The organism is Mucilaginibacter sp. P1_D10 (assembly GCF_056406215.1).
Genome location: NZ_JBFUAP010000001.1, coordinates 247,128 through 257,709 on the forward strand (window position 1 = coordinate 247,128; position 10,582 = coordinate 257,709).

General features: G+C 45.3%; 16 protein-coding genes and 1 pseudogene. 10 read left to right on the forward strand and 7 right to left on the reverse strand.

The annotated features are described in order from the left end of the window. Positions 1-40 precede the first annotated feature (40 nt). From AC1DYT_RS01120 to AC1DYT_RS01135, 4 genes are read left to right on the forward strand one after another with little or no spacing between them, the layout of a single operon-like run. Entirely contained in the window at positions 41-238 is a 198-nt protein-coding gene (locus AC1DYT_RS01120) for a hypothetical protein (protein ID WP_477467820.1), read from the forward strand. Continuing rightward, positions 238-510, forward strand: coding sequence for a type II toxin-antitoxin system RelE family toxin (locus tag AC1DYT_RS01125; RefSeq protein ID WP_477467821.1), 273 nt, complete (start codon positions 238-240; stop codon positions 508-510). Before AC1DYT_RS01120 ends, AC1DYT_RS01125 begins: the two co-directional genes overlap by 1 nt. A gap of 5 nt (positions 511-515) precedes the next feature. Then, the gene (locus tag AC1DYT_RS01130; RefSeq protein ID WP_477467822.1) at positions 516-1,463 is read left to right on the forward strand and encodes an alpha/beta fold hydrolase; all 948 of its coding nucleotides are present in this window, start codon (positions 516-518) and stop codon (positions 1,461-1,463) included. Positions 1,464-1,520: 57 nt separating this feature from the next. Further along, positions 1,521-1,910: a VOC family protein gene (locus tag AC1DYT_RS01135; protein ID WP_477467823.1), complete on the forward strand. Its 390-nt coding sequence runs from the start codon at positions 1,521-1,523 to the stop codon at positions 1,908-1,910. A gap of 44 nt (positions 1,911-1,954) precedes the next feature. Here AC1DYT_RS01135 and AC1DYT_RS01140 read toward each other — a convergent pair whose 3' ends face one another. Further along, complete coding sequence (locus tag AC1DYT_RS01140; RefSeq protein ID WP_477468097.1) at positions 1,955-2,389, reverse strand: hypothetical protein; 435 nt, start codon at positions 2,387-2,389, stop codon at positions 1,955-1,957. Positions 2,390-2,527: 138 nt separating this feature from the next. Then, positions 2,528-2,689, reverse strand: a pseudogene (locus AC1DYT_RS01145) (helix-turn-helix domain-containing protein); the annotation flags it as partial. A 207-nt stretch (positions 2,690-2,896) separates the two neighbouring features. On the opposite strand from AC1DYT_RS01145, the gene AC1DYT_RS01150 reads away from it, so the two are divergent. The 5 genes from AC1DYT_RS01150 (at position 2,897) to AC1DYT_RS01170 (ending at position 6,835) form a co-directional block, all read left to right on the forward strand. After that, entirely contained in the window at positions 2,897-3,082 is a 186-nt protein-coding gene (locus tag AC1DYT_RS01150; protein WP_477467824.1) for a CsbD family protein, read from the forward strand. A 124-nt stretch (positions 3,083-3,206) separates the two neighbouring features. Further along, positions 3,207-4,547 (forward strand): hypothetical protein, encoded by a 1,341-nt coding sequence (locus tag AC1DYT_RS01155; protein ID WP_477467825.1) that lies wholly within the window; start codon positions 3,207-3,209, stop codon positions 4,545-4,547. Positions 4,548-4,581: 34 nt separating this feature from the next. Next, complete coding sequence (locus AC1DYT_RS01160) at positions 4,582-5,730, forward strand: acyltransferase family protein (RefSeq protein ID WP_477467826.1); 1,149 nt, start codon at positions 4,582-4,584, stop codon at positions 5,728-5,730. A gap of 69 nt (positions 5,731-5,799) precedes the next feature. Beyond that, positions 5,800-6,576: a 5'/3'-nucleotidase SurE gene (gene surE / locus AC1DYT_RS01165; protein ID WP_477467827.1), complete on the forward strand. Its 777-nt coding sequence runs from the start codon at positions 5,800-5,802 to the stop codon at positions 6,574-6,576. After that, entirely contained in the window at positions 6,569-6,835 is a 267-nt protein-coding gene (locus tag AC1DYT_RS01170) for a hypothetical protein (RefSeq protein WP_477467828.1), read from the forward strand. Before surE ends, AC1DYT_RS01170 begins: the two co-directional genes overlap by 8 nt. 19 nt (positions 6,836-6,854) lie before the next feature. Here the strand turns inward: AC1DYT_RS01170 and AC1DYT_RS01175 are convergent, their stop codons facing one another. After that, positions 6,855-7,304, reverse strand: a complete 450-nt coding sequence (locus AC1DYT_RS01175) for a DUF7684 family protein (protein WP_477467829.1) — start codon at positions 7,302-7,304, stop codon at positions 6,855-6,857. Between the two features lie 63 nt (positions 7,305-7,367). Here AC1DYT_RS01175 and lpxB point away from each other — a divergent pair, with 63 nt between their 5' ends. Next, positions 7,368-8,483: a lipid-A-disaccharide synthase gene (gene lpxB, locus AC1DYT_RS01180; protein WP_477467830.1), complete on the forward strand. Its 1,116-nt coding sequence runs from the start codon at positions 7,368-7,370 to the stop codon at positions 8,481-8,483. 71 nt (positions 8,484-8,554) lie between these two features. On the opposite strand, the gene AC1DYT_RS01185 is transcribed toward lpxB, so the two are convergent. From AC1DYT_RS01185 to AC1DYT_RS01200, 4 genes are all read right to left on the reverse strand, one after another. Then, positions 8,555-8,713, reverse strand: coding sequence for a hypothetical protein (locus AC1DYT_RS01185; RefSeq protein ID WP_477467831.1), 159 nt, complete (start codon positions 8,711-8,713; stop codon positions 8,555-8,557). Between the two features lie 40 nt (positions 8,714-8,753). After that, positions 8,754-8,906: a hypothetical protein gene (locus AC1DYT_RS01190; RefSeq protein WP_477467832.1), complete on the reverse strand. Its 153-nt coding sequence runs from the start codon at positions 8,904-8,906 to the stop codon at positions 8,754-8,756. Between the two features lie 19 nt (positions 8,907-8,925). Then, positions 8,926-9,114, reverse strand: coding sequence for a hypothetical protein (locus AC1DYT_RS01195; RefSeq protein ID WP_477467833.1), 189 nt, complete (start codon positions 9,112-9,114; stop codon positions 8,926-8,928). A gap of 231 nt (positions 9,115-9,345) precedes the next feature. Beyond that, complete coding sequence (locus AC1DYT_RS01200) at positions 9,346-10,533, reverse strand: MFS transporter (protein WP_477467834.1); 1,188 nt, start codon at positions 10,531-10,533, stop codon at positions 9,346-9,348. Between the last annotated feature and the right edge of the window lie 49 nt (positions 10,534-10,582).

Sequence of the window (10,582 nt, forward strand, 5' to 3'; positions counted from 1 at the left end):
ACGGACTTTTTTCTTAAACAGGAAAATCTTAAATTTGATTATGGAACTTGTGTTGAAAAACGTTCAAAAAAAGCATTTGCCTCTGATTGCAGAGTTAGCAAAAACGCTCAAAATAGAATTATCGGAGCCTGCCGAAGATGACAAATATTATTTAGCGGCAATGGAAGAGGGACGAAAGTCGCCGCTTTTGAAAGAGCAGGAAAAATTGGATTTTATTTCGTCGCTGAAATCTAAATAATGCAATTAGAGATCCGGGCAACTTTTACAAAAGACAGTAAAAAGCTGTCGGATACGCTGAAGGAAAGCCTTGCGGATGCAATCGCGGTAATTGTCAGCGCAGAAAAATTGTCGGATATTCCCAATGTTAAATCGTTAAAAGGTGGCAAAAAAGCGGTAAATGCTTATCGAATGCGCCTTAAAGATCATCGTATTTGTTTTTACTTCCAAAACGAGGTTGTTGAGTTAGTTCGAATCCTGCCACGAAAAGATGTTTATAAAGTGTTTCCCTAAGCTTTATGACCGATACCCCCATCATCAACGGCAATCAACAATATATTTTAATCCGTGGCGAGAGCCACGATAATCCGGTGTTACTGTACCTGCATGGCGGGCCGGGAACGCCGGATTTTTGTTTTACAGCGGAGGTACTAAGGCCCTTGGAAAAGCTTTTCACCATTTGCTATTGGGAGCAACGCGGAGCGGGGAGGTCATACAAAACGCTGGAAGATACAGAATCCATAGCGCTGGAGCAGATGGTAGCGGATGCCGAAACCGTAAGCCGGTATCTTATCCAAAAATTCGGGCAGGATAAAATTTATGTACTCGGGCAGTCATGGGGTACGTTCCTGGGTTCGTATCTGGTGCACCGGCAGCAGGCTTTGTTCCATGCATACCTGAGCGTGGGGCAGGTCACTAACCAGTATTTATCAGAGCAGGAATCTTATGATTTTGTAAAACAGCAAGCCACGATCCGTAAGGACAGGGGCGTGCTCCGAAAATTGGAAAAATGGACGGTACCCACCCGGGATGCCGGCGCGAAAGCCTGGTTCAGGTATTTTAACTTTCAACGATGGCAGGTGGCAAAATATCGCGGCAGCATGAAGCAAAAGAACATTTTTTTATTGGCGATCTGGAAACTGCTAACCTGCAAAGAATATACTTTTAAAGACAAGCTAAACTACATGAAAGGCTCCTCGCTTAGCTTTAACCAGCTATGGGATACAATCATCAATACCAATATCAACGAGGAGGTAACCGAATACCAAATACCCGTTTATTTTTTCCATGGGAAGCATGACCATCATACTTATTATGATGGGGCTAAAGATTACTTCGAAAAGCTAAGTGCACCCAAAAAGCGTTTCTATACTTTCCCGGATGCTGCGCATTTTCCGCATACGGAGTGTTTTGAAGAGTTTGAAAGGATTGTTAAAGAAGAAATTTTGGCACCGGCATCTATATAAGGTCAGGAATAAAACATAAATTGCAATTGGATTCACACAGCTAAATAACCTACATCTATGAAAAAAGTAACCGGCATCGGCGGCGTGTTTTTTAAAAGTGCCGACCCTAAAGCCATGAATGATTGGTACACCAAAAATCTGGGATTGCCCGTTGGCCAATACGGAACCACCTTCGAATGGCTGCACGAGGACGATGCCTCTAAAAAAGGATCTACCAGTTGGTGCGCTTTCCCTGCCGATACCAAATACTTCAACCCTTCCGAAAAGCCTTTTATGATTAATTACCGCGTGGCGGATCTGGCTGCATTGGTGGAGGAACTGAAAAGCGAGAACGTAACCATCGTAGACGAGATTGCCGAGTACGACTACGGCAAATTCGTGCATATCCTCGACCCTGAAGGCAACATCATCGAGCTTTGGGAGCCCGGGGATGAATCGGTGCTGTAATTTCCGGCTACAAATAAAAAACTAATTACCCCCCGGGCTATTCTCTATTGCACTCTTTTCCAAACCTCGTCGTAGCCATTCCCTTTTATATAAAATAGCGAATCGGTAAGCCGGTATTTAAAGGTGCCTATTTTACCATTCATATACTGGGCGTACCCGGGTCCGCCAATAGCTTCTATCAATATAGAGTAAGTCTTATTTTGGGTGTCTAGCTTGTACGACCCTGAGAAGGCTGCGTTGACCTGCTTTTTTGAGTATTGTATATCGGTAACTAAAAATCTGTCGCCCGTAATAGTCTGATATCTGATCTGGCCGGGCTGCCCGGCGTAGTTAGTGTCAACAACACCATTCTGCATAATTTGCCAGGTGCCTATTAAAGCTTTTTGATCTGTAATTGCTCTTTTTGAACTGAGGCATGCCGAAAAAATAAAAGTGCAGCATGCAAAAAAGACGAAGGATAAAATGGTTAATTTTTTCATTGCATTTGTTTTTAGGTTAAATAAATCAATTATGTAACTATAGAGTTTCCGGATATAATCGCGAATAGTATCCGTTGTTTTACCTAACCAATCGGCCATTCCCGGCGTTGAATTGTAAACTTCCTGACCCAGAGCTGCGAAGATCAGCTTTATCGTATAACTCCTTGGCGTTACTTCCCCTGCTTCTATCCGTTGCAGTGTACGTATGCTTAAATTACATTTTCCGACAAGTTCTTCCTGTGTTAACCCTTTGGCTTTTCTAAGTTTCGCAATCTTTTTGCCTAAGCTTGGTTGTTGCATGGTTATGTAAAATTCTGAGGCAATGTTATTATTAACACAACCAATATACAATAAATGCCGCCGTATTTATTGCCGACATTCTCCCGACATTTTGGATACTGTATTAATATAGCGGGTTAACTATTGAACATTAATGTGATGTAAACAGGCAAACCAAATCCCTCTTCACCTGTTCTCCTTACACATCTAAATAAGGAGAAACATACCATGGATAAGTTAGAAATAAAGGGCGGCTGGAACGAGCTGAAAGGAAAGATAAAACAAGTCTACGGCGACCTGACCGACGACGACCTGGCCCACGAAGAAGGCAAAGACGATGAAACGCTTGGCCGCATCCAGAAAAAAACAGGCAAAACCCGCGAGCAGCTGGTAGACTGGATAAAGAGTCTTTAGTGGTTAGTGGCTGGAGGTTAGAAATTAGTTAAATATTGCCCTGCATAGCGGGGCTTTTTTTATTTCCGGGCGGAAGCAACGTTTGGCACAAACAGGTGTCGATTAACTAAACTATTAACACCTTATGAAGCATAGCTACCTATTCCTTTTCCTTATTTTTCCTTTTTTGGTTTCGGCTCAGTCCAAACTGACTGCCTTGCCCTCGTCTAACGATTTATCCCTTGAACTTAACCGGATTAAAGCCGACCCGAAAATCGATGCTGACTCTGCCGCAAAGCTGCTCTCTCGCTGGCAGCGTTATCCCGAAATAAAGACCAAAGGCATCAATTACCTCTTTTATTACAATGATGAACGCATCGGTGTTATTCCCCTGCGGGTGTTTATCCCGCCGGCCTACAATAACAACAAGCCCAATGCCTGCGTATTGGTACTGCATGGCGCGGTCGGTATCAGCCATTTTACAGATATTGATACCCTAGGCAATACCGACGAAGACATTTTGGTAGACCCACTAAAGACTCAGGGCTATATCATCATACAGCCGATAGGCGACAAAGTAAAGGGGTTTACGTGGGGAGGGCAGACCCAACATTATGGAGAAGCTTATCGATGGAACAGGTCTTATGATATTTTGGCACGGATGCTTATCGAGCTGAAGCGGGTGTTGAACATTGATGATAACAGAGTATATAGTTTTGGCCATTCAGATGGTGCAGACGGTGCTATTGGTCTCGGCATTTACAAGCCCGACCAATTTGCCGGTGTGGTTGCATATAACACCATGTTTTATAATCTTTTCGCGCATGATTATTACATCCGTAATATTCAAAACCTGCCCCTTTACGAAGTGCATTCTGATAAGGACCAATTGCGGCGAATAGCAGTTACCAGGCAAATTGTAGATTCTATAAAGCGGTTTAGCAAGCAAATCTTTTATAAGGAATACGCAGGTTACGAGCATTACGATAAGCACCTCAGTATAGACGAACCTTTTGCGGATAAATTCATGAAGCGCCTGGTGCGTAACCCTTATCAGACAAACCTCTACTGGGAAACCATGCAAGATAGTCCCTATAATTCTATAGACTGGATAAAGATTGTGGCCGATACTACTTTGAATTCTGCATCATGGCACCAGCCGTTTGAGATTATCGAAAAATATTTCTTTGAACGCGAGAAGACATGGCTTACTCGTCACTTTTATAGTTCGCTGAAAAGCGCCGCTGTTAAAGCCAGTTACAGTAATAATGTTTTCACCCTGCAAACATCGGGCGTTACCGAAGCGGAACTGAAGATAAGCCCAAAGATGGCAGACCTGAAAAAGCCCATTATTGTAATAGCCAATGGGAAGCAGGTATTCAAAGGCATGGTGAAGGCCGATAAGGCTTATCTCTTGGATAATTTCCAGCGTAATGCCGATAGGGCTGCATTGTGGGTTAACAGCATTAAGGTGAAAATAGATTAAAGTTTGTATTTTACAGCACCCAAACGAAATCCCAATGCCTGAATCTGCAATAACGCCCGAGCAAAGCAAAAGTAAAATACTTTATATCGACCACCTCAAAGTGGTACTGACGGTGCTGGTAATAATGCACCATGCCTTTATCACTTACGGCGCGCCGGGTGGTTGGTATTACAGCCAGAAAACAACCCTGCTAGGGGCAATTGTACCCATGACGGCTTTCGTTGCCGTTAACCAGGCTTTTTTTATGGGTTTCTTCTTTTTCCTGTCGGCATTGTTTATCCCCTCATCGTACGATAAAAAAGGGCCGGCCAAATTCCTTGCCGACAGACTGCTAAGGTTGGGCCTGCCATTGGTATTTTACTCCTTCGTGTTATCGCCCTTCCTTAGTTTTTTGGTGTACAACTATACCGGCACGCATCCGCAGATAACCTATGCGCAATTCCTCGGCGGGTTTGATGGCTGGATTAACTTCGGCGTGCTGTGGTTTGTGGCTGCCCTGTTGATATTTACCCTCGCCTACGCTTTGTTCCGAACGTTTATGGATGACAGGCATGTTTTAAAAACTTTTCCATCCGCAGTAAAAATACTGCTCTTTGCCACCACCCTTGGCGTGATAACTTATTTCGTGCGCATTGTTTTCCCGGTAGGGTGGGTGCTGAAGCCGCTGGGTTTCCAGCCGGGGCATTTTCCGCAATATATCGCCATGTTTATATTGGGTCTCATCGCATCGCGCAGCAAATGGATAGGCAAGGCCGATTATAAAACCGGCAAAACCATGCGGACCATTGCCTTATGTTTGGTGTTCATCGGGTTTCCATTGTTTTTCGTAACGCGGCAATTATTGGGTTTCCCGGTAGAATATTATAACGTTGGTGGTCATTGGCAAAGCTTATGGTATGCCGCATGGGAGCAACTGGTAGGCTTCAGCATCGTTGTCGCCCTGCTATGCATCGGCAAAACAAAATGGAACGGGCCATCTAAGTTTTTAAGCCTGCTCTCCCGCAGCACATTTGCAGTTTACATCTTCCATCCGTTGATACTGATAGGCCTCTCAGTGGCATTGCATAGTTGGGTTATGGAGCCGGCCTTGAAACTTTTGGTAGTAGCGCCGCTGGCGGTTATCGGTAGCTTTTTGCTGGGATTGCTGGTGGTGAGGGTACCGGGGGTGAATAGGGTGGTTTAGTACGCACGCTGATAACTTAAGCGATTTTAATTCGTCCTCCTGCTACACAAATGGTTATTTTTGCTGTCGATGACAAAACCCACTAAACCCACCATACTTGTTGTAAACGACGATGGCGTAACCGCCCCCGGCATCAAAAGCCTGATGCATGTGATGAAAGAACTGGGCCGCGTGGTGGTGGTGGCGCCGGATAGTCCGCAATCGGGTATGGGGCATGCTATCACCATTGGCAAGCCGCTCCGTTTAGATAAGGTGGACCTTTACGAAGGCATCGAAATATATAGTTGCAGCGGCACCCCTGTAGATTGCGTAAAGCTGGCCGTTACCAAAGTTTTCAAGGGCCAAAAGCCTGATTTGTGCGTATCGGGCATCAACCACGGGTTGAACAATTCTATCAATGTGTTGTACTCCGGTACGATGTCGGCGGCGGTAGAGGGCGCTATAGAAAGTATCCCGTCTATCGGTTTTTCGCTGGACGATTACTCCCTGCAGGCCAATTTTGCGCATTGTGAAAAATTCATCAAAGAGATTGCCCTGCAGGTTTTGCAAAACGGCCTGCCCGTTGGCACACTGCTCAACGTGAACTTCCCGAACACGCATGATATAAAAGGCATTAAGATATGCCGCCAGGCCAACGCCAAATGGGCCGAGGAATTCGACCAGCGAATGGACCCCTATAAACGCCCTTACTACTGGCTCACCGGTGTTTTCCAAAATAACGACCAGGGCCAGGACACCGACGTTTGGGCGCTGGAGCATAACTATGCCTCGGTAGTGCCCGTTCAGTTTGATATGACGGCGCATCACGCCATCCCCGTTTTAAACACCTGGAATTTTAATGTTTGATAAGAATAGTGTAGGCACGGGCCTTGTGCTGGGAAGCATTTTGCCTGTATTGAGTTGGGTGCTGTTTGAGTATATACTGCACAACGATGCCTTTATTATGGATAAACCTGCGGTACCTTACCTTATTGCCGTAGGCCTGAACTTAGTGCTGCTGCGCTATTGCTTCAGGAATAATATGGAAGATACCGGTAAAGGCGTGATGATGTTTACCTTTGCTTTTATGCTGCTGGTTTTTTTGTTTAAGATACACACCCGATGATTTAATCGGGAATGTAACCCTAGTTGAATTTTAAAAGCAGCTCGCGAATATCTGGTTCATTACCACTTTCACTTGCATCTAAACATACTATCTTATCAATTTCAATAGGGCCGTTCCAAGCAGCATAGATAGCAAACCACAAACCTTCTTCTATAGTATTGTGCCATGTGGTTATGATATCGAAAGGCGGTAAATAATCATATTCGTAATCGATGTCGACTTCTCGGTAGGCAATATCTTCATCCACGATGTCGTGCATCAATTCACCCTGATTGCCGGTACAACAAACGTAGCATGCATTATTACTAATAACTTTATTGGATATCTCGAATAATTCTGTGTTTTTTTTGTTGGCTACAATGACAAAAGCCAGCCAGTTTTCTGTAGGGAAATTTTTACTCCAGGGAAGTTCAGTACTGTAGCTTTGATGAAAAACTTTTCGGTTATTAATTGTTGCTAAATCAATCATCGTGAAAACTAAATTAACGATTCAATCGTCGATAAACAATATATTACTTATTATCATTGCAGCATGAAATATTACCTGGTTGCGGGCGAAGCCTCGGGCGATTTGCATGGCGCAAATTTGATGAAGGCACTGAAGGTGGAAGATCCCAAAGCTGAATTTCGTTATTTTGGCGGCGACCTAATGCAGGCAGAGGGCGGCACCCTGGTAAAACACTACGAGGATATGGCCTTTATGGGCTTTGTAGAAGTGGTGGCCAACCTGCGCACCATCCTCAAAAACATGAGTCTCTGCAAAAAGGATATCCTGGCTTATCGGCCGGATGTTTTAGTACTGATAGATTTCCCCGGCTTTAACCTCAAGATAGCGGAGTTCGCCAAAAAGAAGGGACTGTTGGTTTGTTACTATATTTCGCCCAAAGTATGGGCCTGGAACCAGAAACGCGTACTCAAGATAAAAAAAGCGGTAGACCACCTGTTTTGCATACTGCCTTTCGAGGTGGAGTTTTACAAAAGCTGGGGTATGGATATCGATTATGTGGGCAACCCCCTGCTGGATGCCGTGGCCGCCTTTACGCCCAACCCCGATTTCCTAAAAAATAATATGCTGCTTTCGGGCAAAAAGATCGTTGCCTTGCTGCCCGGTAGCCGCAAGCAAGAAATTAGCCGCCTGCTGCCCGATATGGCCAAAGTTGCCGAACGCTTTACCAACTTCCAATTTGTGATTGCGGGCGCACCCACTTTCGATGCCGATTATTACCGCCAATACATCGGGGGTATGCATATCCCGGTGGTGTTCAATGCTACTTACGATTTGCTGGCCAATGCCGAAGCCGCTATCGTGGCCTCGGGTACCGCCACTTTAGAAACCGCTCTACTCAATGTGCCGCAAGTGGTGGTTTACAAAGGCAATGCGGTTACCATTGGTATTGCCAAAATGCTGATAAAAATCAAATTCATATCGCTGGTAAACCTCATTATGGATAAGGCGGTAGTAAAGGAACTGATACAGCAGGACTGCGAATCTCACAGCATCTCCAACGAATTGGATAAACTGGTAGGGCTGGATGATTACCGCCAACAGATGCTGGCCAACTACGACCTGCTTGACGAGCGGATGGGCACGCCCGGCGCATCCGCCAAAACGGCTGCGCTTATCGTTAAATATGCCTCAAAAAAGTAAGGCTCCGCATTGCTGCCGAGCCTCACTTTTTCTCAAAGGACTGTTTTAGATAGATAAAGAATATATGTAGATCAGGCGGCCGACAAAGTTTGTTGTGCAGTCTGGTTGTTGCGGGTGGTAAATAGGGCTCTCTCCTTTAAAGCCTTCAGGTCTTCCATTAATAAGTTTTTCAATTCGTTATCAAATCGTGCAAAAAGTTTGCTGGTGGCTGGTTTTTTGTAGGTTTTCATAGGTAGATGCTTTATAAGGTGTTTGCAAGATTAGTTTTACTTAGGCTATGCTTAAACGGTTGGCGTTTATGGCCATCATTTGGTCTCTTACGGCTTTGATAGCTTTTAAATCACTCATTAAGATCACTTTCAATTCCTTGTCGAACCGGGTTACCAATTTGCTTACCGATGTGTTTTTCGTTGAAGTTTTCATAGTCAATATTTTAAAATTATTAGTTTTTTGTTTCGTTGTCTGTTGCTTCGTCCTGGTTTTCTTCAAGGTTGTCGTGCCTGCGCTTCGCTTCCCTCATTTGCCTTTCCAGTTGTTCTTCTTCTCTGTGGTCGGCTGGTTTTTCCGGGGCTACCGGGTTCTCCCATTCCTTTTGTTCTGCCGGCGCTTCTGGTTTCTTTTCGATTTCCATGATGTCTCCGTTTGATTATACTTATTCCAACTCTGTGCCAAAAAACCCGCAGCGCCAAAAAAAAATGGCTGCAGGCAGCATCTTTTTTTACGTTAAGTACAAAAAAAGTAGAAAATGGGCCTTTTTAAGCTGTTTTAAGGGGATGCCCTACGGATGCTGTACAAAAAATTAGTGCAGGGTGTGGTAATTGGTGGTCAGCGAGTGTTCGGTAAAAGTGTACGGTGTCCGTTTTCAGACGCTCCGCTGCATGGTTTTGCGCGTTGCCAGGTGTATAACGATAGCAATGGCTGATAAGATGATGCCGATAACGCACACGCCCGGCCAACCGTAAACGCCCCAAACACGTGTAGCCAGGAAGGTACCTGTGGCACCGCCTATAAAATAGGCCACCATGTACACGGTATTGATGCGGTTACGCGCCGCAGGGTTAAGCGAGAAAATGATAGCCTGGTTAGAGATGTGCGTAGCCTGTACGCCCATATCCATAATAATAACGCCGATAACTAAGCCCGCGATGCTGTATGCCGAAAACCAGAAGATGACGAACGAAAATAATACCAGTGCCAAAGTAATGGTTGATAATTTATAGGCATCCATCTTATCGCTCAGGCGGCCCATCATCCCGGCGGCGATGGCACCGAAAGCGCCCACGAGCCCGAAGGCACCGGCCACATCGCTTCCCTGGTTAAAGTTTTGTTTGAGCATAAATACCAGGGTGGTCCAAAATGCGCTGAAGGCGGCGAAACAAAGCGCGCCGCGCAGGGCAGCCAGGCGCAGCTTGGGTTCGTTCTTCACCAGATCTACCAGCGACTGCATCAACTGGCGGTAGTTGCCTTTGTAGTCGGGTTCAATCTCGGGCAGCATCAGGTAAATAAGCAGCCACATCATTATCATGATGCCCGCAGCTATAAAATACATGCTGCGCCAGCCGGAATGAGCGCCCACGAAACCGCTAAGCGTGCGCGACAGCAAAATGCCTATCAACAAACCGCTCATGATGAAGCCGATTTTTTTGCCCCTTTCCTCGGGACTGGCCAAATGCGCGGCCATGGGCACCAGCAGCATACCCATAACGGATGCGGCACCTAACAAAAACCCCGATAATAATAGTATATGTATGTTAGGTGCAAAGGCAGTTAGCAGCAGGGCCGAAACGATGAAAGCAAATTCGATAAGCATCAAACGTTTACGCTTCACCATATCCGCAAGCGGGATCACGAAAAAGATACCCGCAGCATAGCCCAGCTGGGTAAGCATGGATAGCTGACCCACTTTACCGTTGCTCACGCCGAAGGTTTGGGCCATATCTTCTAACAAGGGTTGGTTATAATACAGGTTGGCCACAACAAGCCCGGTGGTAATTGTCATTACCCAGAGGGTGGTAGTGGTTAATTCGGGCTTATGTGTTGTAACGGCCATTTTTTTAGGATATTGACAAAGGTGTTAAAGTATTTTTAACATTCCGTCA